At 40.9% G+C, this 22,923-nt stretch carries 23 protein-coding genes; 20 read left to right on the forward strand and 3 right to left on the reverse strand.

Translation table 11 applies throughout. From position 1 onward, the window contains the following. The first annotated feature begins 229 nt into the window (after nt 1–229). Nucleotides 230–1,240, forward strand: coding sequence for a LacI family DNA-binding transcriptional regulator (locus FZC76_RS17090; protein WP_148989390.1), 1,011 nt, complete (start codon nt 230–232; stop codon nt 1,238–1,240). A gap of 268 nt (nt 1,241–1,508) precedes the next feature. Here FZC76_RS17090 and yhfH read toward each other — a convergent pair whose 3' ends face one another. Beyond that, the gene (yhfH, locus tag FZC76_RS17095) at nt 1,509–1,643 is read right to left on the reverse strand and encodes a protein YhfH (RefSeq protein ID WP_082380846.1); all 135 of its coding nucleotides are present in this window, start codon (nt 1,641–1,643) and stop codon (nt 1,509–1,511) included. 153 nt (nt 1,644–1,796) lie between these two features. On the opposite strand from yhfH, the gene FZC76_RS17100 reads away from it, so the two are divergent. The 9 genes from FZC76_RS17100 to aceA all read left to right on the forward strand — a co-directional run bounded on the left by FZC76_RS17100 (nt 1,797) and on the right by aceA (nt 12,310). Then, complete coding sequence (locus tag FZC76_RS17100; protein ID WP_148989391.1) at nt 1,797–2,540, forward strand: MBL fold metallo-hydrolase; 744 nt, start codon at nt 1,797–1,799, stop codon at nt 2,538–2,540. Further along, nucleotides 2,540–3,526 (forward strand): lipoate--protein ligase, encoded by a 987-nt coding sequence (locus FZC76_RS17105; RefSeq protein WP_148989556.1) that lies wholly within the window; start codon nt 2,540–2,542, stop codon nt 3,524–3,526. Before FZC76_RS17100 ends, FZC76_RS17105 begins: the two co-directional genes overlap by 1 nt. A gap of 177 nt (nt 3,527–3,703) precedes the next feature. Further along, entirely contained in the window at nt 3,704–5,254 is a 1,551-nt protein-coding gene (locus tag FZC76_RS17110) for a fatty acid--CoA ligase family protein (protein WP_187442125.1), read from the forward strand. Between the two features lie 80 nt (nt 5,255–5,334). After that, nucleotides 5,335–6,114 carry an enoyl-CoA hydratase-related protein gene (locus tag FZC76_RS17115; protein ID WP_148989393.1) on the forward strand — a complete coding sequence of 260 codons (780 nt, stop codon included), beginning with the start codon at nt 5,335–5,337 and terminating at the stop codon, nt 6,112–6,114. A 149-nt stretch (nt 6,115–6,263) separates the two neighbouring features. Beyond that, on the forward strand, nt 6,264–6,992 hold the full coding sequence (locus FZC76_RS17120) for an AzlC family ABC transporter permease (RefSeq protein ID WP_148989394.1): 729 nt from the start codon (nt 6,264–6,266) through the stop codon (nt 6,990–6,992). Beyond that, nucleotides 6,985–7,293: an AzlD domain-containing protein gene (locus FZC76_RS17125; RefSeq protein ID WP_148989395.1), complete on the forward strand. Its 309-nt coding sequence runs from the start codon at nt 6,985–6,987 to the stop codon at nt 7,291–7,293. The genes FZC76_RS17120 and FZC76_RS17125 overlap by 8 nt, the downstream gene beginning before the upstream one ends. A 99-nt stretch (nt 7,294–7,392) precedes the next feature. Beyond that, nucleotides 7,393–8,652: a M48 family metallopeptidase gene (locus FZC76_RS17130; protein ID WP_148989396.1), complete on the forward strand. Its 1,260-nt coding sequence runs from the start codon at nt 7,393–7,395 to the stop codon at nt 8,650–8,652. Nucleotides 8,653–9,391: 739 nt separating this feature from the next. After that, nucleotides 9,392–10,987 carry a malate synthase A gene (gene aceB, locus FZC76_RS17135; protein WP_148989397.1) on the forward strand — a complete coding sequence of 532 codons (1,596 nt, stop codon included), beginning with the start codon at nt 9,392–9,394 and terminating at the stop codon, nt 10,985–10,987. A 30-nt stretch (nt 10,988–11,017) separates the two neighbouring features. After that, nucleotides 11,018–12,310: an isocitrate lyase gene (aceA, locus tag FZC76_RS17140; protein ID WP_148989398.1), complete on the forward strand. Its 1,293-nt coding sequence runs from the start codon at nt 11,018–11,020 to the stop codon at nt 12,308–12,310. Nucleotides 12,311–12,364: 54 nt separating this feature from the next. Here the strand turns inward: aceA and FZC76_RS17145 are convergent, their stop codons facing one another. Then, nucleotides 12,365–12,610 carry an IDEAL domain-containing protein gene (locus FZC76_RS17145; RefSeq protein WP_148989399.1) on the reverse strand — a complete coding sequence of 82 codons (246 nt, stop codon included), beginning with the start codon at nt 12,608–12,610 and terminating at the stop codon, nt 12,365–12,367. A gap of 193 nt (nt 12,611–12,803) precedes the next feature. Between FZC76_RS17145 and FZC76_RS17150 the strand changes: the two genes are divergently transcribed. From FZC76_RS17150 to FZC76_RS17160, 3 genes are all read left to right on the forward strand, one after another. Further along, the gene (locus tag FZC76_RS17150) at nt 12,804–13,364 is read left to right on the forward strand and encodes a competence protein ComK (protein WP_187442126.1); all 561 of its coding nucleotides are present in this window, start codon (nt 12,804–12,806) and stop codon (nt 13,362–13,364) included. A 139-nt stretch (nt 13,365–13,503) separates the two neighbouring features. Next, complete coding sequence (locus FZC76_RS17155) at nt 13,504–14,226, forward strand: DUF421 domain-containing protein (protein WP_148989401.1); 723 nt, start codon at nt 13,504–13,506, stop codon at nt 14,224–14,226. 23 nt (nt 14,227–14,249) lie between these two features. Next, nucleotides 14,250–14,972 (forward strand): DUF421 domain-containing protein, encoded by a 723-nt coding sequence (locus tag FZC76_RS17160; RefSeq protein ID WP_392396849.1) that lies wholly within the window; start codon nt 14,250–14,252, stop codon nt 14,970–14,972. On the opposite strand, the gene FZC76_RS17165 is transcribed toward FZC76_RS17160, so the two are convergent. Next, entirely contained in the window at nt 14,959–15,336 is a 378-nt protein-coding gene (locus FZC76_RS17165) for a hypothetical protein (protein WP_148989402.1), read from the reverse strand. The genes FZC76_RS17160 and FZC76_RS17165 overlap by 14 nt on opposite strands. Nucleotides 15,337–15,516: 180 nt before the next feature. On the opposite strand from FZC76_RS17165, the gene FZC76_RS17170 reads away from it, so the two are divergent. The 7 genes from FZC76_RS17170 to lepB all read left to right on the forward strand — a co-directional run bounded on the left by FZC76_RS17170 (nt 15,517) and on the right by lepB (nt 22,871). Beyond that, entirely contained in the window at nt 15,517–17,508 is a 1,992-nt protein-coding gene (locus FZC76_RS17170; protein WP_148989403.1) for a S9 family peptidase, read from the forward strand. Nucleotides 17,509–17,586: 78 nt separating this feature from the next. Continuing rightward, nucleotides 17,587–17,955, forward strand: coding sequence for a VOC family protein (locus tag FZC76_RS17175; protein ID WP_148989404.1), 369 nt, complete (start codon nt 17,587–17,589; stop codon nt 17,953–17,955). A 4-nt stretch (nt 17,956–17,959) separates the two neighbouring features. After that, a complete protein-coding gene (locus tag FZC76_RS17180; protein ID WP_187442127.1) occupies nt 17,960–18,883 on the forward strand; it encodes an aminoglycoside phosphotransferase family protein in 924 nt (307 codons plus the stop codon). Between the two features lie 119 nt (nt 18,884–19,002). Then, a complete protein-coding gene (locus FZC76_RS17185; protein WP_148989406.1) occupies nt 19,003–20,103 on the forward strand; it encodes an SLAP domain-containing protein in 1,101 nt (366 codons plus the stop codon). Beyond that, nucleotides 20,096–21,217 (forward strand): hypothetical protein, encoded by a 1,122-nt coding sequence (locus tag FZC76_RS17190; protein WP_148989407.1) that lies wholly within the window; start codon nt 20,096–20,098, stop codon nt 21,215–21,217. Before FZC76_RS17185 ends, FZC76_RS17190 begins: the two co-directional genes overlap by 8 nt. Nucleotides 21,218–21,628: 411 nt before the next feature. After that, a complete protein-coding gene (locus tag FZC76_RS17195) occupies nt 21,629–22,234 on the forward strand; it encodes a TVP38/TMEM64 family protein (RefSeq protein WP_148989408.1) in 606 nt (201 codons plus the stop codon). Nucleotides 22,235–22,346: 112 nt separating this feature from the next. Continuing rightward, on the forward strand, nt 22,347–22,871 hold the full coding sequence (lepB, locus tag FZC76_RS17200; protein WP_148989558.1) for a signal peptidase I: 525 nt from the start codon (nt 22,347–22,349) through the stop codon (nt 22,869–22,871). The last annotated feature ends 52 nt before the right edge of the window (nt 22,872–22,923 follow it).

Consider the following 22,923-nt stretch of genomic DNA (forward strand, 5'->3'; position numbering starts at 1 on the left):
AAGATCCGGCCAAGGTCAATATTTCAAAGCTATACGAAAACCGAGAAAACGTTCCAAGAGATTATGATCTTGGGACGTGGTTTTAGCTCGCTTTAGCGATTTTGCTCTTTAATATAACTAATTGTAAAATTTTTATTGAAAACACTTACATTTCCTTTTATACTAGTAGTTATGAAAACGATTTCAACCATTCTACTAACCTATTATTTCAGCTAAGGTGGCGAGACTCGTGGCAACAATAGAAGATGTAGCAAGATTGGCAGGGTTATCAAGGACCACTGTTTCTCGTGTCATAAATAACCACCCGTATGTATCGGAAAAGAAGCGTGTACTTGTATCTAATGCAATGAGTGAACTTGGTTATGTTCCAAATTCATCTGCAAGAAGTCTGAGAAGCCAGAAGACGGAGATGGTTGCATTACTGATACCTCGTGTGATGAATCCATTTTTCAGTGAACTGATCGAACGGATGGAAATGGCTGCAGCCGAAAACGGTTACCAGCTCATCATCTGTCAGACAAAATATTCAAAGAAAAAGGAACTTGATTATTTGAACTTGTTAAAAACGAAACAAGTGGACGGAATTATCCTTTCCTCCATACAAAATGACTGGAATGTAATAGAACCGTTTTTAGAATATGGACCAATCGTTTTGTGCAATGAGTTTGAAGAAGATGCGGATGTACCGTCTGTAAGGCTTGACCAGACATATGGCGGTTACATTTCGACCAAGCACTTGTTGGAACTTGGTCATCGCAAGGTTGCCTATTGTACTGGTGGCTATAAAAGCAATGTCGCCATAAGCAGGGAGGCAGGTTTTAAAAAAGCACTTGCAGAGTTCAATGTGGAATTTCGTGAAGATTTTTCTTTCCGCGATGCCTTTACTATTGAAGACGGAAGAAGGGTGTTTCAGGAAATTTTGGCTTTGAAGGAAAAACCAAGTGCCATTTTTACTGGCGGAGATGAAGTGGCAGCCGGCATTATTTCAGAGGCAAAGCGCTCGGGCTGGAAGATCCCAGAAGATCTTGCAGTTGTGGGCTTTGACAATCAGGCTATTACGGAGCTAGTGGAACCGACCATCACAACCGTTTATCAGCCTATTGATGAAATGGCCCGCAAAGCCTTCCAGGTCATGATGGAAAAGGTGCGTTCCAAACGCTATCGTCACAAGGAAATCTATGAATATGATCTCGAGCTTATCGTTCGGGAATCAACGGTCAAACAAGGGGTTTACGTATAGAATAGAAAAAAGAGCACTTATGGGGATGAGTGCTCTTTTTGTTATTTCTAATAGAGTATGAGGTTTTCTAGCTGGTGATTGGAGCAAATGGCGAAGACTCCAGCGGGGGAGTAGCGACAATGTTGAGACCCCTGAAGCGTTGTGAGGGGGCTCAAGTTCGCCCCGCGGAAAGCGAAGCCTTTTGCGGAATTCAAAAGCGGTATAAATCAAAAAACCAGGGAACCCGCTATTAATCTAGCAGATTCCCTGGTTTGGTTTATATTCTATATTATTTTAACTGACTGGACATACACTCATCACAATGGTTGCCGTAGCACTCGTGCTGCTCATCCATTGTTTTTTTGCATTCAACGCATTTTTTAGGTGGTAAGGTTTTGAAAAATTCTGTACTTTTAATCAACATGTTATCACCCTCCGTTTTGTTATTTGTTGTTATTGTATTATAACAGAACTTGTCCTGTCAACAACTGTTTTAAAACAACTCCTCTAAATAGGAAAATGGGCAGGGATATGGTAGACTTGATTTTGGAAACCAACAGAAGGGTGATGTATAGGCATGAAGCTTACCGTGGTAGGGTTTTGGGGAGGCTATCCAGCTGTTAACAGTGCAACATCTGGGTATTTAGTCGAGCATAAAAATTTTAAATTATTGATTGATTGTGGAAGCGGTGTATTAGCACAGCTTCAGAATTACATAGATGTAACAGAGCTTGATGCAGTAGTTTTGTCACATTACCATCATGATCATGTCGCGGATATTGGTCCTTTGCAATATGCGAGACTTATCTCATTTTATATGGGCAAATCTGTACCGCAGCTTCCTATTTATGGACACCAGGAGGACTTGCAAGGATTTTCCTCACTGCATCATAAAGAATATACAAAAGGTATTGCCTATAATCCATCTACACCATTACAGGTAGGGCCATTCACCATTGAGTTCTTGAAAACCACTCATCCAGTTCCGTGTTATGCCATGAAGGTATCCACAGATGAAGGTTCGTTTGTATACACGGCAGATACAAGCTATCAGGAATCATTTATTCCTTTTACAAAAGGTACTGACTTATTGATTTGTGAATGTAATCTGTACGCTCACCAAGATGGTAAAGGGGCAGGACATATGAACAGCCATGATGCTGCAAAGGTTGCGAAAGGTGCAGAAGTGCCACAATTGCTGCTCACGCATCTACCTCATTTTGGTAAAGTGGAGCAGTTGGTGGAAGAGGCTGCAACGATCTACAATGGAAAAATTGATTTAGCACATAAAGGATATAGTTGGGAGAGTGGCAAGAGATGATGCTTTTTATTGATAATAAAGGAATTACGGATCCAAGAATCAACTTGGCAATAGAAGAATATGCGCTTAAAAATTTGGATATTGAAGATACCTACTTGCTCTTTTACATCAATGAGCCTTCCATTATCATCGGGAAAAACCAGAACAGTGTAGAAGAAATAAATACAAAGTATGTTGAGGATAATGGCATTCATGTGGTACGTAGGTTATCCGGCGGTGGAGCGGTCTATCATGATCATGGAAATTTGAATTTTAGTTTTATCACAAAAGATGATGGTGAGAGCTTCCACAACTTCAAAAAGTTCACGGCACCAGTTGTGGAAGCATTGAAAAGCCTTGGAGTGGAAGCAGAAATGAGCGGGCGCAATGATATTCTTGCCGAAGGACGAAAGATCTCCGGAAACGCGCAGTTCTCTACAAAGGGCCGTATGTTCAGTCATGGTACGCTTCTGTTCGATTCTGAGATTGAGCATGTAGTTTCCGCACTTAACGTCAAGAAGGATAAAATTGAATCTAAAGGCATCAAATCAATCCGCAGCCGGGTAGCAAATATTAAAGAATTCCTACATGAAGATCTTACGATTGAACAGTTCCGTCAGCTTTTATTAGAGGCAATCTTTAAATCAAAAGACATCCCTAAGTACGACCTAACAGAGGAAGATTGGAAGAATATCCATGAGCTCTCCAAAGAACGTTATCAAAACTGGGATTGGAATTACGGAAAGTCGCCGAAGTTTAACCTTCAGCATTCACATCGCTTTCCGGTAGGGCAAATTGATGTACGTCTAGATGTAACAAAAGGAAAAATAGAAAACTGCAAAATTTATGGTGATTTCTTTGGTGTTGGAGATGTTTCAGAAGTGGAAAACCTTTTATCAGGTGTGAAGTATGAGAAAGCAGAAATTTCACAAGCTCTAGAAGGAATCGATGTGAAACATTATTTTGGAAATATTTCCAGAGATGAATTGATTGATCTAATATATTAATTTCAAGAGCATGGGGCAGGGATTCCCTGCTCTTTTTTTATAGTAAAATATTTTATCTGAAAATTTTAATTTTATCGACATAATTTAATGACAGATATCTAGCAATCTACTATAATGGATAATGGGAGATTTATGAATGGTCATTCATTCAATTTACTCGAAGGGGAGATGAAACACTTGAATATTTCATCGCAGTTGGCATTAACCGCAAAGACAAATCCAATGAAAGAAGCGTATATTTTTGAAGGGGATTCCAAAACTTACGCAGAGTTGAATGCTGCAATAAACGCTTTTGCAACAGGCCTAGAAAAGATGGGAATCACACAGGGAGATCATATCGGCCTTGTTGTCGGAAACTCGCCATATTTCGTCATTGGGCTTTATGGTGCCGCACGCATTGGGGCAACCGTTATTCCTATTAATCCAATCTACACTCCTGAAGAACTTTCTTACATCCTTAGAGATGGCGATGTTAAAGCCATCATCACCTTAGACCTTCTTGTTCCACTTTTTGAAAAGCTTCATGGTCACCTGCCTTTAACAGAGCATTACATTATTTGCGAAACACCTGACGGAAAAGAAAAAGCGAAAGATTTTCCACTAGAGCAACTGACGGTTTATCCGAAATTGAAATCGTTTACATCGATTATGGCATCTGGAAGCTTTACATATGATGGTCCGGAACTGAAGGATGACGATGTAGCTGTAATCCTTTACACTTCTGGGACTACAGGTAAGCCGAAAGGGGCAATGCTGACGCATAAGAACTTGTATCGCAATGCAAAGGATTCTGCCGATTTCCTTAAGATGAACGAAACGGACAAGGTTGTGGCAACTCTGCCAATGTTTCACGTATTCTGTTTGACAGTAGCTTTAAATGCTCCATTGATGAATGGCGCGACGGTCATCATTGTTCCAAGGTTCAGCCCACAGGTGATTTTTGATGTGGTAAAAGAATACGAGGCAACTGTATTTGCAGGTGTTCCAACCATGTACAATTTCCTTTTGCAATCACAAGGCGATGTAGAAGATTTGAAATCATTGAGACTTTGCATTTCTGGTGGAGCTTCCATGCCTGTAGCTCTATTGAAGAATTTTGAAAAGAAATACAATGTTATTATTTCGGAAGGTTATGGATTATCAGAGGCATCCCCTGTTACCTGTTTTAATCCACTAGATAAGCCTCGAAAAGCTGGTTCGATTGGGACGACGATTGTAAATGTGGAAAACAAAGTCGTGAATGAACTAGGAGAAGAAGTGGCACCTGGGGAAGTTGGGGAACTTGTTGTCAGAGGGCCGAATGTCATGGCAGGCTATTATAAGATGCCAGAAGAAACGTCCGTTGCAATTCGTGATGGCTGGCTATATACAGGCGATCTTGCAAAAATGGACGATGAAGGATACTTCTATATCGTCGACCGCAAAAAAGACATGATCATCGTAGGAGGCTACAATGTATACCCTCGTGAAGTAGAAGAAGTTCTGTACAGTCATGAAAATGTGGTAGAAGTAGCAGTTGTCGGGGTGCCTGACCCTCAGTTCGGTGAAGCGATAAAATGTTTTGTCGTAACGAATGCTCCAGCAAATGAGAAGGATTTACTTGGCTATTGCGCGGAACGCTTGGCGAAATATAAGATGCCTACTTCCATTGAGTTCTTAGAAGAGCTTCCAAAGAACACAACTGGAAAAATCTTAAGAAGAGCATTAAAAGAAAAGCTGGGTGTTTAAAGGATTTACGCTCTCAATAGAGAATGTATAAATTAGCGAAATTTGTAACCGCTAACAATCTTGGAGGGAGACGGAGAGATTTGAGTTATATTGTAGTAGAGATAAAAGATTATGTTGCAACTGTAACGCTTAATCGCCCTGATGCGATGAACGCGTTTAATTATGATATGTTAGTAGAATTGGGAAATGTAGCGGAGGAGCTTCGCACGAATGCTGACGTCCGTGTGGTAGTGATTACGGCGGCAGGGGAGAAGGCATTTAGTGTTGGAGCGGACCTCAAGGAAAGAAGAGGCCTTACCGAGCAGCAAGTAAGACGCAATGTTTACAAGATAGGGGATGTGTTCAACCGTATCGCTGATTTGCCGCAGCCTACTATCGCAGCTATAAATGGGTATGCATTCGGAGGCGGGATGGAGCTCCTTCTTGCTTGTGATTTCCGGGTGACGTGCAAAGATGTGAAAATGGGCCTGACGGAAACAAGCTTGGCAATTATTCCGGGAGCAGGGGGCACCCAGCGCCTGCCTCGTATTATTGGTGAAGCAAAAGCGATGGAATTGATTCTAACAGCTCGCCGATTTACCGGAGAAGAGGCAAGTGGGTTCGGCTTGATTACAAGATTGGTAGATGAAGCCTCTCAAGTACTTGACGGTGCGATGGAGCTTGCCCGTGAAATGCTCAAAAACGGTCCGGTAGCGGTCCAACAGGCCAAGTTTGCCATTCGTCAGGGTATGGGAGTGGATATGCAGACAGGCTTGCAGATTGAGCGTAAGGCATATGAAGTGATTATCCCGACGGAAGACCGCGTAGAGGCGCTTGTTGCGTTTGGCGAAAAGCGGGCACCGGAGTTTAAGGGGAAATAAAAATTATATGGAACTCTCTCTTCTTTAGGAAGGGGGAGTTTTTTTGTTAAAGTAAAGTATCTCGCTTTTCGAAATACTCTTTACATATCCAGTAAACTACTAGTATATTAATAAAATAATTCAATTTTCTAGTATAGGAGAAATGAACAGTGGCAACTACCATCGCAGCAAGAAAACCTTCCTCTTTTAGAAACGGCTTGCAAGCTGGAGTCAGCATCGCAATCGGCTACATACCAATCGCTATTACATTTGGACTTTTGGCAAAATCAGCGGGCTTAACGGTCTCTGAAACGGTGCTGATGAGCTTGCTCGTCTTTGCCGGAGCAGCACAATATATGTCTCTTAATATGATTGTCCTTGGATCTGGTGTATTTGAAATTGTCATGACGACTTTTATTCTGAACATACGTCACTTCTTGATGAGCGCTTCCCTGAATGAAAAAGTAGAAGAGAATAGTCTCTGGAAGAAATCACTCTTCTCATTTGGCATAACGGATGAAACGTTTTCCGTCACTGCTACCAAAGAAGGAACCATTCAAACGGGATATATGTTCGGAGTAATCTTAATCGCTTATTCCAGTTGGGTGGTAAGCTCAGGGATCGGGCATGTCATCGGCAGCAGTTTACCCTCATCTCTTCAAGAAAGCATGGCAGTTGCCCTTTATGCCATGTTTGTCGGCTTGTTGATGCCTTCCTTAAAGAAACACCGAAAAGTGGTTGTGCTCGCTGGGACTGCAGCTATCCTTAATTCTGTGTTTTCGTTGGTAATCGGTATTGCCGCTGGATGGTCCATTGTCCTTGCGACTATCACTAGTGCTGTCGGGATAGAAATCTTATTCGCCAAATGGTCTAAGGAGGGGGGGAATGTGGATGAATAGTATGATTATCATAATGATTGTCGGCATGGCCGTAGTCACCTACCTTCCACGCCTGATACCGTTTGTGATGTTCCAAGGCAAGGAGCTACCGCCATTCGTACAGGCAGTATTGAAAAATGTTCCCTACGCTACACTTGGGGCACTAATTGTTCCTGGGATTTTCTTAATAAATGAAGATATCATGTATGGAATCATCGGCGCAGCAGTGGCATTACTTGTCGCTTACCTAGGTGCAAACGTCATTCTGGTTGTAATTAGCGCTATTGCAGCTTTGAGTGTGTATTCCTGGCTTGTCAGTTAATAATGAAACGAGTAGGCTTTTCTTTCTAATAGCCTGCTTATTTTTTATTTTGTGGCATAGAATATAACAGGGATATTTAGGACAAGGGGGTGTGCAAATGTGAAAAAAACAGTCTCGCTGACATTAACTAGCTACTTACTCTATTCTTTAGCGGTGACCTTCTACATATGGATCGGCGCGGATACTTCCCTTCCAACTGAATTAGTGGGAACAAAAGCTGACCCAGCAACCTTTCTAAGTAGCAAGGAACTGTTACTCACCGAAGAGTATTCTAAAATACGAAATACCATCTACTTTCTGACGCTTCCTGTGGAATGGATATTCTATTTCCTTCTTCTTGTTTTAGGTGGGGCAAGTGCCATTCAAGGATGGGCGGAAAAAGTCACTAAATATAAAACGCTACAGACAGGAATTTATCTTTTTTGGCTAACTTTATTCAGCACGGTTATTCATTATCCACTAAGCTATCTTCGTTACTCTCTTTCTAAACATTATGGCATTACAGTTCAGCCTTATTCCGGCTGGATGCGTGATCAGGTTGTCGGATTTTGGGAAGGAATTCTCATTATGTGGGTAGTGGTTTTTCTTCTCTACGTGCTTATCCGTAAATTTCCGAAGTGGTGGTGGGCGATTGCTTGGGGATGCTTCATTCCACTCGTATTTTTTATGATGTATATTCAACCGGTTGTCATAGACCCTTTATATAATGATTTTACCGAGCTTCAAGATAAAGAATTAGAAGATAAAATCCTGGAACTGGCTGCTGAAGCGGATATTCCTGCCGACAGAGTCTATGAAGTGAATATGGCTGAAAAAACGAATAGCATGAATGCATATGTTACCGGTGTTGGCGGTAACTCCCGTATTGTGCTGTGGGATACGCTCTTGAATCGACTTCAGGAAGAAGAAATTCTTTTTATCATGGCGCATGAAATGGGACACTTTGATATGAATCATATTGTAATCGGCATTTCTGGATACATCGTATTTTCTTTCTTTGCTTTTTACTTGATCTATTGGACAGCAAGTAAGCTTATAAACAGCTTCGGTAAGAGATGGAAAATCAATAGCTTAAACCAACTTGCCTCTCTACCGCTATTGCTAGTGCTAGTGTCTTTGCTGCTTTTCCTTGCAAGCCCAGTAACAAATGCAGTATCAAGATATCAGGAGCACAGGGCTGACGTGTATGCCATTGAACTGACCGGAAATACAGAACCGGCTATAGAGGCTTTTCAAGAAATTACTAAATCTAGTTTAAGTGAAGTGAATCCTCCGGCCTTAGTGAAATTTTTTCGATATACCCACCCTCCAATGGTGGACAGAATCGCTTATTTACAGCGGTATGTAAAGGAAGAGTGAGCAACGTGAAAGAGTGCGTTGCTTGCTTTTTTTATGATGAAGAAATTGTATAATACAGTTGATTTCCGTTCCAGGCGCTTCGCTTGCCTGCGGGCGGTCCGTGAGCCTTCTCACTCCTTTGGAAGCCATTTAATAAGTCCTTGATTTTAGGTATTGTTTAGACACCGCTGGTGATTTGCGCAAATGGCTTCGCTTTCCTAGGGGCACTGCTGGAGCCTCCTCGGCTACGCCTGCGGGGTCTCCACCTAGCGCTATCTCCCTCAGGAGTCTTCGCCTTTTGCTCCAATCACCAGCTAGGAATCATTAAAAACTTTGCGTTATCAGTTTTTTAGGGGCATATCTTGCCTGCGCGCCTTCCACTTCATCCAACAAGGTGACTCCCTTAAACTAAGGTTAAAAAAGCCTCAAAAAAACATTATTCTTTTGTTCTTTTTATTTCTAGCTGTGTATTGGAGCAAATGGCGGAGACTCCTACGGGGAAGTAGCGGCAATGTTGAGACCCAGAAGCGAAGCGAGGAGGCTCAAGGCCGCCCCGTGGAAAGCGCAGCTGTTTTCGGAAAGGAACAGCTGCGTTTAACCAATCAATCAAATCCTATAGGATTATTTTTTTCATTTTTATCTGTGTCGAAAAATATTTACCAATAAATTTTCAAAAAAGTCTTTTTATTACGAACACTCTGTTATATAATACAATACAAATATACTAACTGTTTCATAACAAGAGAGGAGCAAGTATATCGTGAATACCGGTACAACAGGCATCAGCGTTACAGGTCCAATGAAAAAAGGCTTTGAAACTGTACTAACACAGGAAGCATTATCTTTCATCGAGAAGCTCCATCACACTTTCAATGAGCGCAGAAGAGAACTGTTAGCAGTAAGAAAAGAAAGGCAAGCAAGGATTGATCAGGGAGAACCATTAAACTTTCTTAATAGCACGAAAGCTATCCGAACAAGTGACTGGAAAGTGAAAGACATCCCAAAAGACCTTCAAGACAGACGGGTGGAAATAACAGGTCCGGTTGATCGTAAGATGATTATTCATGCCTTAAATTCAGGCGCAAAAGTGTTCATGGCAGACTTTGAGGATGCTTCATCTCCAACTTGGAGCAACATGATAGAGGGACAGATCAATCTACGAGACGCAAACTTGCGCAAAATTGACTTCACAGCTTCAAACGGAAAAGAGTACAAATTGAATAAAGAAATTGCCACCCTTCTTGTAAGACCAAGAGGATGGCACTTAGAAGAAAAACATATTCAAATCAATAACGAATCTGTTTCTGGAAGCCTTTTGGACTTTGGATTGTATTTCTTCCATAACGTCAAGGTGCTGCAGGAAAATGGAAGCGCTCCATATTTTTATCTTCCAAAGCTTGAAAGTCATCAAGAGGCGAGACTGTGGAATGATGTGTTTGTCTTTGCTCAGAATGAATTGGGCATTGATCAAGGGACGATCAAAGCAACCGTATTAATAGAAACCATTACGGCAGCCTTTGAAATGGATGAAATATTATATGAGCTGAAAGAGCATGCTGCAGGACTGAATTGTGGGAGATGGGATTACATTTTCAGTTTCATAAAGAAATTTAGAAATGATCCATCCTTCCTGTTGCCTGACAGGAGCCAAGTTACAATGGCAGTTCCTTTCATGAGAGCTTACACACAATTGGTGATTCAGACTTGCCATAAACGAGGTGCCTTCGCAATCGGTGGGATGGCAGCACAAATTCCAGTGAAAAATGATGAAGAAGCGAACGCACAAGCATTCGCAAAAGTAAGAGAAGATAAACTTCGTGAAGTAAAAGATGGCCATGATGGAACGTGGGTGGCACATCCTTCATTGGTTCCTGTGGCATTGGAAGTGTTTAATGAGCACATGGAAGGTCAGAATCAGTTGCACATAAAAAGGGAAGATGTCAAAGCAGACCCGGGTGCACTTGTTCAAATTCCAGAGGGTACGATAACGGCAGATGGTTTGCGGAAAAATATTCATGTTGGAATGGAGTATATTGCTGCATGGTTGGATGGAAACGGTGCGGTACCAATCTTTCACCTGATGGAAGATGCAGCTACAGCAGAAATCTCCAGATCTCAAGTATGGCAATGGGTTAGACATCCAAAAGCAGAACTAGAAGATGGAACTCAGATTACCTTAGAATTGGTCAAACAACTAGTTGAGGAAGAAAAGCAAGCCATCATTGAAAAAGTAGGCCCTAATCGCTTTTCAAAAGGTAAACTTGATAAGGCCGCCAGTCTTTTTGAAAACCTAATTAAAGAAGATGAATTTGCTGAGTTTTTAACACTTCCAGCTTACAAGTTATTGGAAGATTAATAGATACCTAAATTAAAGGAGGAAATAGTAATGAGAAGAGAAGAAAGAATTGCACAGTTAGAAGAAAGCTGGGAACTAGAACAACGATGGAATGGCATTGAAAGACCATATTCTGCAGAAGAAGTTTTGCGTCTTAGAGGTTCCATAGATATCGAACATACATTGGCTAAAAGAGGGGCACAAAAACTTTGGGATCTTCTTCACACACAGGACTATGTGCATGCACTTGGAGCTTTAACAGGAAATCAGGCTATTCAGCAAGTAAAAGCGGGTTTGAAAGCAATTTATTTAAGCGGCTGGCAAGTTGCGGCAGATGCCAACCTATCCGGTCATATGTACCCTGACCAAAGTCTCTATCCAGCAAACAGTGTGCCACACGTAGTTAAACGAATCAATCAAGCACTGCAGCGTGCAGATCAAATTCAATACCTAGAAGGAAGCGAAGAGGTGGACTACTTTGCACCAATCGTAGCAGATGCGGAGGCTGGATTTGGTGGTCAGTTGAATGTGTTTGAGTTAATGAAAGGCATGATCGAGTCAGGTGCGTCTGGCGTTCACTTTGAGGATCAATTATCTTCTGAGAAAAAGTGCGGGCATCTTGGCGGGAAAGTATTATTGCCAACTCAAACGGCTGTGAAAAATCTTATATCAGCACGTCTCGCAGCTGATGTAATGGGTGTGCCGACAGTATTGATTGCAAGAACTGATGCGGACGCTGCAGATCTTATTACAAGTGATATCGATGAGAACGATCAAGCATTTTTAACTGGTGAGCGAACGGCTGAAGGATTTTATCGCACAAAAGCCGGAATTGATCAGGCGATAGCTCGCGGTCTTGCATATGCACCATACGCTGATTTGATTTGGTGTGAGACTTCTGAGCCTAACTTGGAGCAGGCAAGAGCATTTGCGGAAGCCATACACGAAAAGTTTCCTGGAAAACTGTTGGCATATAACTGTTCCCCATCTTTCAATTGGAAAGCGAAGTTGGATGATGCTACCATTGAGACATTCCAGCAGCAGATTGCCCAGTTCGGCTACAAGTTCCAGTTTGTGACCTTGGCTGGATTCCATGCCTTGAATCACGGTATGTTCGAGCTTGCGAGAGGATATCGTGACCGTGGAATGGGAGCATATTCCGAGTTGCAGCAAGCGGAGTTTGAAAGTGAGCAGTATGGTTATACAGCAACTCGCCATCAACGCGAAGTAGGTACTGGATATTTTGATGAAGTGGCGAAGCTCGTTTCCGGCGGAACATCCTCTACCACGGCACTGAGCGGATCAACAGAAGAAGCGCAGTTTTATCAAGGAAAAAATAAGTAAAAGAAATAGAGAAGAGCGCTAGGAGCTCTTCTCTTATTTTTGGGAATTATCCTTTTAAGCGGAAACGCCCCAATCATTCAGGAATTTTTTATATCTAGTGGAAAGTAGGTGGAACAGGGAAGGGTCATTGGCATCCAGGGCACTGTCAATTTTCTCTTGCAGAAGGTTTTTGTGGTAGTGGAATAAAGACTCATCAATAATCATCTGAACATACACATTCATCATATAGGCTTCAACGGACACTTTCTTGTTCATCTTTTTCGCTTTCATTAATTCCGTATAAGACTTCTCATTCTTCATGAGTTCCTCACCTCGAGCCTTTTTAATAGTATATTGAGGAACGCTATAAAAATCAACAAATTTTTAAAATATTTAAAATATTTTAAAAACCTTTACACTGATTGGGTTTTCTGGGAAAATATACATAAATAGTCAAATAACTAGTCCTTTTGTCATGAGATGACAAAGGACACGGATGGAAAGGATGAACATAATGAAGAATAATGTCGATATGTCGTGTGATTATGAAATTAATGGCTTTACTATGGCAATCATTCCCTTTGAAATGGAGGGTAACCTTTATTCAAAAGTACTAGAAGAAGAAGGAGAAATCTATGTTTCATTGCCTCCAATAAAAATTATTGAAGACAGCTGCAATTTTTATGGATCCAGCTTTGAAGGACGAAAACAAGGTACCAAAGGCATCTCTGGTTATACTCACAAACCCCCGATTGTCATCGATCCGATGAATGACATTTTCTTTTTCCCCACTGCATCACCTACAAATGATAACTGCATCTGGATTTCACTACATTACGCATATGAATATAAACAAAGTTCAACTGGGAATACAAAAGTCATGTTCCCAAACAACATCATGGTGGAATTTCCTATATCCAAAACTTCTTATGAAGCACAAGTCCATCGCACATCTCTTTTCCGGGCAAAGCTTCAGCAACGTGTCAACAGGAAGAGGAGTAACTCAAACCGCAGCCTTGTCGCTAACCCCGGGATTATGTACAGATTGAGAAACAGTAAGGACTTACAAAGTTAATACAGGGGTAACAGAAAGAATTTCATAAGCATCATTTACAGCCTTTCGAAAAAGAAAGGCTTCTTTTTTTGGAGTAAAAATGCATAACCTTCTCTTTTTGAATAAGGCTAAGAAAAAGGATGGAGGGACGATTCACTTTATGGAACTAATACTAGATTTATCAAAGGTGATTTTTCGGATTGTTACCATTTTGCCATTGATGCTCATTGTAACCTTATTCATGGGAAAGCGTTCTGTTGGTGAACTTCCGGTTTTTGATTTTCTTGTCATCTTAACACTGGGTTCGGTGGTCGGTGCAGATATTGCGGAGCCTAATATCCATCATCTTCCTACTGTGGGAGCTATTATTGCGATTGCACTTTTACAAAAGTTGATTGCTTGGTTAAAAATGAAGAACCATAAAGTCGGAAGGCTTCTTTCTTTTGAGCCGACTCTTGTCATATATGAAGGACAATTTCATATTAAGAATATGCGCAAGATCAGTTACTCTATTGATAATATCCTGCAAATGTTACGGGAAAAGAATGTTTTCCAAATGAAGGATGTCCATTTTGCTTTAATTGAAGCGAACGGAGAGCTATCAGTGAAATTAAAACCGGAAAAAGAACCTGTGAAAATGAAAGATGTGCAGGTTGCTCTGGCAAAACCCTCCGTTGAATACACCGTTATCATGGATGGTAGAGTACAGCATAAAGCATTGGAATATCTGGAATTAGATGAAGAATGGTTACAGAAGGAGCTTCTGGAAAAAAATATTGTTAAAATCCAAGATGTATTTTATGCGGCACTAAATGAAGATAGAAGCCTGCATGTTACCTTAAAAACCCCCGGTTACACACAAAGTGTACCAATTTTTCATTAAGGACAACTAGGAGGGCAAATAAAGTGGAACTATTCATAGACTTCTTAAAGGTGCTGGGAAGAATTATCACGATTCTGCCACTCATGTTGATTGTAACTTTATATATGGGAAAGCGGTCCATTGGAGAGCTTCCTGTCTTTGATTTCATTGTTATTATCACACTCGGAGCAGTAGTTGGAGCAGATATTGCTGATCCCAGCATCCATCATTTTCCTACTGCAGGTGCCATTATCGCGATCGGTCTTTTACAAAAGGTAATAGCGTGGTTAAAGATAAAAAATCATAAGCTTGGCAGACTTTTAACCTTTGAACCGACATTAGTCATATATGAAGGACAATTTCATATTAAGAATATGCGTAAGATCAGTTACTCCATTGATAATGTCTTGCAAATGTTGAGGGAAAAGGATGTATTTAAGGTGGAAGATGTTCACTTTGCCTTAATTGAAGCGAATGGAAACATATCTGTTAAAATGAAGCCCCAAAAAGAGGCGGCAAAGGTGGAAGATGTTCGCTCGGGTGGATACGAAAACTCCTTGGATTTTCCAGTCATAATGGACGGTCGAATTTATAAGGAAACCTTGACATACAAAGGATTAAACGAGGCCTGGCTTCGAGAAGAACTGTTAAAACAGAAAGTAACTAGTGTTGAAGATGTTTTTTATGCTTCTGTAAATGAACATAATGATTTGAATGTTACTTTACGCAATCCTTTACAAGAACCATTCATTCCTATTTTTCATTAGTTGGGTTATCTTCCGTTTTTAAAATAAATTGCATCAAAAGTTCATTTACCTTATTCCTAATTCGCGGGTTGAAATAATTATGGTGCTCTTCATATCCATTAAACAGAAAAGCATACATGGTGAAGGATTCATCCTGCTTTAATTTGTGGAGCTTCATGTGTTGCTGCTTCATGTCTGCTTTTATTTGCTTGAGTTGAAGCTGAATTTTACGCATGACTTGATCAATAAGAGTAAGATAGGGTTCTTTTAGTTTAATCCCGCTGTCCTTAATAACGCTTGTATCTCTTTCTAGAACAATCAATAACAAAGGAAGATATATCGCCTGTTCAAACAGGTTTATTTGCTCTTTTGATAATCTTGTCATTTCATCTTCCTCCTAAAAATTTAGAACGTTTGTTCGTATTTATTTTATACCAAAAACTAAAAAATATGCAAGTACCTTTTTAAAACTGTAAAATAAAGTTTTTTCATATTTCTTAAAGGGGAATTATTTCATTTGTCGAAATAAGTAGAAAGGAGAATTTTACATAAGGGAGAGATTTCAATGACAAAGAGAAAAATAGAGTCTAAAGATCTGTTTCGTCTAACATCGATCACAGATCCGCAATGGGATAAACATTCCCGCAAGTATGCGTTTGTGCAGACTACAGTCCACGAGGAAGATAATGAATATCGCTCTTCCATCTTTGTTGGGGATTTAGAGGGGAACGCGGTACCATTTACATCTGGAAAAGGAAGAGCAACAAGCCCTAGGTGGTCTCCGGATGGAAGCAAGCTTGCTTTTGTCTCCAACCGAAACGAGAAAAGCCAACTATATGTAATGCCGGTTAACGGGGGAGAAGCAGAGCAGGTTACCTTCTGCAAAAATGGTGCCAGAGGTCCAGTCTGGTCACCATGTGGCACGAAGCTTTTGTACAGTACTTCTGTAGAGAGTGCGGATGATTTGCATGCTGTTTCCTGTGAGAAAGAAGAAAAGAAAAAGCCTGAGCCCCTCGTAGTGGAAAAAATGCGTTACAAGTCTGATGCCAAGGGGTTTTTGGACAAAAAAAACGACCATCTGGCACTACTGGATTTGAAAACAAAGGAAGTGAGCCTCCTCACAGAAGGAGATCGGGATTATGGCAGCCCTGCCTGGTCGCCTGATGGAACAAAAATTGCTTTTGTAGCAAATCTTGAAGAAGATCCAGATGTTTCATTGGTCTCGGATGTTTATGTAATGGATGTTCAGACCAAAGAAAAGAAAAAAATTACTCGTAGCAACGGTTTCTTCTCTACGATCTCCTTCTCACCAGATGGTCAGTACCTGGGTTTTTTAGGGCATGAAAAAGAGTTTCAAAGTGCAACGTTGACTCGTGTATGGGTGACGCAGCTTGCAACAGGTGAAACTCATTGTCTCTCAGAGAACCTGGATGTGGAGGTAGGGGACGTTGCAATTGGTGATTTCCATTACGGTAATGTGAATCCTGGGCTAATGTGGACAGAAGAAAGTGAAGGCTTTTATTTCTTAATGAGTGACCAAGGTGCTACAGGAATCTACTTTGGTTCGTTGGATGGTTCTATGTATCCGATCCATCTACCGGATGAGCACGTATATGCAGTAAGCATGCTTACCGATACCCATGAGGCGATTGTAGGGGTAAGTAACTCTACAGATCCAGGCGAGCTTTACTACCTTGACTTCCGTTCTCAGACACGTACCCAATTGACTAATGTCAATGAAGTTTGGAAAAATGAAGTAGAGTTAAGTGTCGCCGAGCCTATCCGCTATAAAGCACCGGATGGCTGGGATTTGCATGGATGGATTATGAAACCTGCAGGGTTTGAAGTAGGGAAAAAATATCCGACCATCTTGGAGGTCCATGGCGGCCCACATGCTATGTATGCCAACACATACTTCCATGAGTTCCAAACATTGACGGCACAAGGATTTGTCGTGTTATTCACAAATCCTCGTGGAAGTCATGGTTATGGGCAGGATTTTGTCGATGCTGTGCGTGGTGATTATGGAGGCAAGGATTATCTCGATGTCATGGCTGCAATGGATTATGCGCTTGAAACATTCGATTTTATTGATGAAAATAATTTGGGAATTACCGGTGGGAGTTATGGGGGCTTCATGACAAACTGGGTGGTCAGTCATACCGACCGCTTCAAAGCAGCAGTCACACAACGCTCTATTTCAAACTGGCTGAGCTTTTATGGTGTCAGCGACATTGGTTACTATTTCTCTGAATGGGAAGTAAAAGGAGATATGGGTGAAAAAGTGGAGAAGCTTTGGGAGCATTCCCCAATCAAATATGTTAGCAATGTAAATACGCCACTTTTAATTCTGCACGGAGAAAGAGATTACCGTTGTCCTGTTGAGCAAGCAGAGCAACTTTTCATTGCATTGAAACAGCAGGGTAAAACAACTAAGTTTGTTCGTTTCCCAGGTGCCAATCATGAGCTCTCCAGAAGCGGAGATCCAGCACTGCGTATTCACAGACTGGAGCATATTAAGAACTGGTTTGTAGAGTATTTGGAAGGTGCTAAGTAAAAAAGTAGAAACAAGCGAGGCTCTTCCTTTTGGGGGAGCTTCGTTTTACTGAAAGGAAAAATAAGGAGGAAATAACACATGATAAAAGGTCTCGATCACGTTGTTTTATTTTGCAAAGATACGGAAAACTCCAAGGAATGGTACACAAATGCAGGGTTCCAATACTCACACGGCTATGAAGGGATGCATTGGTTCCACCTGGGAAGCGGTCTGGTCATGCTTCATCCAGCAAACGAAACAAATCCGGGCATTACGGAGGTACATGCAGCAGTCCAAAATGTTAAGGACCTATTCCGCTTTGTTCAACAAAACGGACTCACACCAATAGACCATCAGAACGACAATAAACCTCTAACGGAGCCAGTAACTCGTCCATGGGGAGACATCCAGTTTGAGTTGGCCGATCCAGATGGGCATCGATGGGCATTTACACAGCGTGGGGAATAGGAACATGGTGAATCTCCCACCAAAATTTGTTCAGACAATCAGGGACATCCATCAAGAAAAGGGGGAAGAGTGGTTACAGAACTTTGACTCCTTAATCCATTACTGCGAGAAAAATTGGAGTCTGAAGGTTCTCCCTCCCTTTGAACTTTCGTATAATTTTGTGGCTCCTGCCAAGAAAAGGGATGGGGGCCAGGTTGTCTTAAAACTCTCTGTTCCAAGCAAGGAATTCTATTCGGAAGTGGATGCGTTAAGGTATTTTGCTGGAGACGGAATGGTGAGCATCATAGATATAGAAGTAGATCGTGGAATATTGATTTTAGAACGACTTACTCCAGGTGATACGCTTGCGACTCTGGAAGATGACATAAAAGCAACCCAGATTGCTGCTGATATCATGGAATCTTTATGGGTAAGGGAAACTCCAGGTTCCTGTCTGCCTGAAATCGAAGAGAGAGAGAAAAGTCTACTAGATTTCCAGCAACAATTTCCTTTTGGGAAGGGTCCTATTACTCGGGAACTCCTTCAAAAAGCTGTTCAGACCTTCCGTAGATTGCTGGATGAAAAAAATGAAAGATACATCCTGCATGGAGACCTACACCATTACAATATTTTAAAGGCGGAATTATCATGGGTAGCTATTGACCCTAAAGGCTTGGTGGGTGAACGTGAATACGATACGATACAATTTCTATTAAATAAATTACCGGATGCAAATATAGAACCAATCCTATTAAAAAGGATTGCCGTTTTAGTCGGAAAATTGAAGCTGGATGAAAGAAGGATACTTGCCTGGGGGTTTGCACATGGTGTCCTTTCCACGTGCTGGTCGCTTGAGGAAGGGGAAGATTATAGTAGTGCTTTCTTTAAAAGTATTTTTGTCTTTGAGAATCTGCATAATCAAAAGTATGGACTATTAGGAGTAGGTTGATCAAAGGTGAACTCTGGCATAATTAGAAATAATTAGCTAAATTTTCTTTATTTTCTGATACCTTTAACCTATTTTGTAGTATAATTTAACAGTATTTCTACATAATAGGGGGTTGAGGGATGAAAAGGAGACTGGTTCCTTGTGCATTGCTTATTATTGGGAGCGTGTTGGTTGCCTGTAGCGGCAATGAAGAAGTCACAAAAGGAAAATTGGGTAATCCTGCCGCGGCGAGTTCAGAGGTAGAGGAAAAGAAACCACCTGAAATAGATAAAGCTACTGCAACGGCAGCAGTAGAAGAGATTCTCCCATTGTATTTTAAGTTATTGGAAAAAGGAGATTCAGCTGGATATTGGGAGCTATTTGAAAAGCCGGCGGATGAAGAATCAACTGAAACCGTCCAGAAAATGATGGATTCAAAGATAACTACCATCATAAATGAGAGCGAAGTCATCTACCAAAAGGATAATGAAGTGCTGGCTACATTTGACTTGAAACAAGTGGCCGAAGAATATCACCCTATCCATAATTTCAACCGCCTTGGGACCGGCTTTATCGTCCTAGAGAAAGTGGAAGAGGTATGGAAAATTAATCAGTTGGACTATATTACGCTTTATCACTACAATCATGACGACGAACCGGAAACTATTATGGATGTTGATCATCTATTCTTTTGGTCCAAGGAACTCGCAAAATTGAAAAGGGAAAAGCTGCTTCCGTCTGAATGGTCCGCATCTCTGCTTGCAGAAATCAAGCTAATGGAGGATTCCATCCCTGACCAACCGTTACAATATACGGAGGCAATACTGGAACATTTTTCATCGGAGGAATTGGTACCACTACAAAAAGTACTAAATCAACTTGGTGATGCCCCAAAGGATATAGTTACCATTAACAATTTTCTGCTTTATGAAGAACATTTGGAAAGCGGATACATCGTTTTCAATGCTTTCATTCGAAATGGTTTTGAATATCCAATTAGCAACATACAAGGGACGGTGTCTATCTTTTCCCCGGCGGTGAATGAAAATGATGAAACGGTTGACTTACAGATTGCAAGTCAAGTAATGGATTTGACAGAAGTGGGAGTTATTGAGCCTGGATCTACAGGACTCGCAACTCTCTATTTTGGTCCTGATTCCCTTTTAGTCGAACATATTGAGGACTTTATAGAATACGGGGAGTTGGAAATTCGGGCGGAGATGACCCATACCCATGAGTAGTAAATGGAAAAACATCTTAGCTCCGTTTGCATTTATGATGCTAGGAGTCATGCTTGCAGCTTGCGCAGGCGAGAATGAATCAAAAAGTGGGAAGGAGGAACGAACAGCGGAAGCCGAAGTGAACGGGAAAATAGAGATAGAGACGAATGAGAATGGAGTGGACATGCGCATTGTTCAGCAAGTGGAAGATGCCATCCACACCAAGTTTCAGCTGTTGAATGAAGGGAAGTTTGAGGAGTATCTTCAAACTTTTGATGGAGACAAAAACGATGATTTCCTCTCCCAAATTCGGGATATGATTGATGCAGATATGATAAGCAATGTGGATAACATTGAAGTGCTCTATCAAAAGGATAACGAGGTGTTGGCTACTTATGACGCGACTCTGATGACAGAAGTCTATAATCCAGATAAGAATTTCAATAGAGACGCATCAGCCTATGTCATTTTGCATTTGGTGGATGGAAAATGGAAGTTCATTATCGATCATTCCATTTCGTTGACGATTCTTGACGCCAATGGACAACCTGATCCTATCTTTGACTATATGAACTACGACGATAAGATAGGGTGGTGGGCTGAGAGTAAAAGGTTAATCAAAGAGGGCCTGATTCCCTCCGAATGGTTCCACAAAGTATTAGATGCCAAAGTTAAAGAGGCGGTTTCCCTCCCCGACCAGCCACTACAAATGACACAAGAAGAGCGAGATTCGATAAATCCCAAGCTCTTGGCCCAAATACAGGGCGTTTTGAATGGGTTCGGACCTCCACCGAAGGACAGCATCACGCTCGAGGAGCTGAATTTCTATCAGGAGGAGCTGCAAAACGGAGTGTTCATGTTCGGCAGTTTCATCCGCAACGGCTTCGAGCATCCGGTAAATGGATTATTAGGGGACATAACCATCCTTGTCAAGTATTGGGATGAAACCGGCCAGTTGGTGGAGCTGGAGATAGGGGAGGCGGTTTACGATTTATCCGATTTTGGAACACTTGAACCTGGTAAAACCTTTCTCACCACTCTTTATCTAGACGAAGAAACACTCCTTGTAGAAAATTTGATGGATTTTGAAATTGATAGTTTTGAGGTATTGGCAGAATTCACGTATTCTGAATGACCCAGAACAAATAGGATAAAGAAATAAACCTTGCGTATACAGCCTTTTTTAAAAGCCTAGTTGGTCGTAGTAGAAGGCGTACAAACTCCTCGAAAATGCTATCGCATTTACTCCGGACCGGGCTTAGGATAAGCGGAGCGCCTGGAACGAAAATCAACAGCTGCATGTAAGCATTAAATACTTTAAGGTTTGTCAACAGCCTGGCAGGAAGGAAAACGATTTGTTTTTCCTTCCTGCTTTCATTTCCCGGTAGCCTAACAAAGGCGAATAATATACTTTTTTCGCATGTTTTCAAATAAAATAAAGTTCATAGCAAAAAAATCTTTGGAGATAAAGGTTATTTAATGGGACATTAAAGGAATAATTAGTACAATAGAGAAAGATGACTAGCAGAGAAGTGGAGATAGTGTAATGGAAATTATTGAATATATAAAAGAATTACTGACAATGGAGAATTTACTGGAAATATTGGAGGAGTATCAATCGTTTGGTCCGCTGCCGGGTTTCCTGTTTGTGGTGCTCGAAGCTTTCCTTCCTTTTCTCCCATTGATTGTAATTGTCATGGCAAACGCTGCTGCTTTTGGTCTTTGGTTCGGCTTTTTAATATCATGGACAGGGTCTGTAGTCGGAGCTGTGCTTGTTTACTATTTTGTACATAAATTGAAAAGAAGCCGAAGAATACAAGCTTTGCTTAGAAAAGAAAAGATTCGGAAAATGATGTCTTGGATTGAGAGACATGGTTTTGGCCCTATATTCCTTTTGCTATGTTTTCCTTTTACCCCATCTTTCTTAATCAACGTGGTTGCCGGACTCTCAAAAATAAAATTTTATCAATTTTTTCTGGCGCTGGTAGCTGGTAAAATGGTGATGATTTTTACCATAAGTTATATTGGCTATGACATCATTTCCTTTATTCGCGCGCCGATAAAAACGGCCATTGCCATTACTATCATGTTAGTTTTATGGTTTATCGGTAAAAAAGTAGAACTTCGTCTACAGCTATCAGGAGAAAAATAAACAATTGTTTGTAAAAATTCAGTATATTATGATAATATTAAAGTACAAAAGACCTAGATAGACTTTCGGGGGTTATGAATTGAAAGAAAAGATCACAAAACGTAAATCAGCAATGAAATGGTTGGTTGTCACATTCCTTTTGGTGCTTATGATTCGTGCGCTTTTCTTTTCTAATTATATTGTAGAAGGGCATTCTATGAATCCTACATTGGAGCAAGGGAATTTCCTAATGGTCAACAAAATGGTTTACTCCTTTACGAAGCCAGAACGATTTGATGTCGTTGTTTTTCAACAAGAGGATGAAGATATCCATTATGTAAAAAGAGTAATTGGGTTGCCTGGCGACCAAATTGAATACAAACAAGACATGCTTTATGTAAATGGAGAGCTCGTGACAGAGCCATTCATCTCTCCTGAAAACTTGAAAATATTTGGCGGTAACTTTACAGGAGATTTTTCGCTAGAAGAGTTAACGGGCGAAGAAGAAGTACCGAAAGGGCATGTATTTGTAATAGGAGATAACAGATTAAACAGCTTGGACAGCAGGCATTTTGGTTTTGTAAAAATAGAAGACATTGTAGGAAAAGTCCATGTCCGCTACTGGCCATTTAATGAATTTAATACGACTTTCAAGTAAAGAACAGCTTTTGTTATGATTAGCTGTTCTTTTTAATGTTTTTATTCGCTCA

It is taken from the genome of Sutcliffiella horikoshii (genome assembly GCF_008180725.1).
GTDB classification, from domain to species: Bacteria; Bacillota; Bacilli; order Bacillales; family Bacillaceae_I; genus Sutcliffiella_A; species Sutcliffiella_A horikoshii_B.

Excerpts from the sequence above, each read along its gene's own strand:
- yhfH (WP_082380846.1), bottom strand. The coding sequence starts at position 1,643 with ATGTTGATTAAAAGTACAGAATTTTTCAAAACCTTACCACCTAAAAAA.
- FZC76_RS17100 (WP_148989391.1), top strand. The coding sequence starts at position 1,797 with ATGAAGCTTACCGTGGTAGGGTTTTGGGGAGGCTATCCAGCTGTTAAC.
- FZC76_RS17105 (WP_148989556.1), top strand. The coding sequence starts at position 2,540 with ATGCTTTTTATTGATAATAAAGGAATTACGGATCCAAGAATCAACTTG.
- FZC76_RS17125 (WP_148989395.1), top strand. The coding sequence starts at position 6,985 with ATGAATAGTATGATTATCATAATGATTGTCGGCATGGCCGTAGTCACC.
- aceA (WP_148989398.1), top strand. The coding sequence starts at position 11,018 with ATGAGAAGAGAAGAAAGAATTGCACAGTTAGAAGAAAGCTGGGAACTA.
- FZC76_RS17145 (WP_148989399.1), bottom strand. The coding sequence starts at position 12,610 with ATGAAGAATGAGAAGTCTTATACGGAATTAATGAAAGCGAAAAAGATG.
- FZC76_RS17150 (WP_187442126.1), top strand. The coding sequence starts at position 12,804 with ATGAAGAATAATGTCGATATGTCGTGTGATTATGAAATTAATGGCTTT.
- FZC76_RS17155 (WP_148989401.1), top strand. The coding sequence starts at position 13,504 with ATGGAACTAATACTAGATTTATCAAAGGTGATTTTTCGGATTGTTACC.
- FZC76_RS17165 (WP_148989402.1), bottom strand. The coding sequence starts at position 15,336 with ATGACAAGATTATCAAAAGAGCAAATAAACCTGTTTGAACAGGCGATA.
- FZC76_RS17170 (WP_148989403.1), top strand. The coding sequence starts at position 15,517 with ATGACAAAGAGAAAAATAGAGTCTAAAGATCTGTTTCGTCTAACATCG.
- FZC76_RS17175 (WP_148989404.1), top strand. The coding sequence starts at position 17,587 with ATGATAAAAGGTCTCGATCACGTTGTTTTATTTTGCAAAGATACGGAA.
- FZC76_RS17180 (WP_187442127.1), top strand. The coding sequence starts at position 17,960 with ATGGTGAATCTCCCACCAAAATTTGTTCAGACAATCAGGGACATCCAT.
- FZC76_RS17185 (WP_148989406.1), top strand. The coding sequence starts at position 19,003 with ATGAAAAGGAGACTGGTTCCTTGTGCATTGCTTATTATTGGGAGCGTG.
- FZC76_RS17190 (WP_148989407.1), top strand. The coding sequence starts at position 20,096 with ATGAGTAGTAAATGGAAAAACATCTTAGCTCCGTTTGCATTTATGATG.
- FZC76_RS17195 (WP_148989408.1), top strand. The coding sequence starts at position 21,629 with ATGGAAATTATTGAATATATAAAAGAATTACTGACAATGGAGAATTTA.
- lepB (WP_148989558.1), top strand. The coding sequence starts at position 22,347 with ATGAAATGGTTGGTTGTCACATTCCTTTTGGTGCTTATGATTCGTGCG.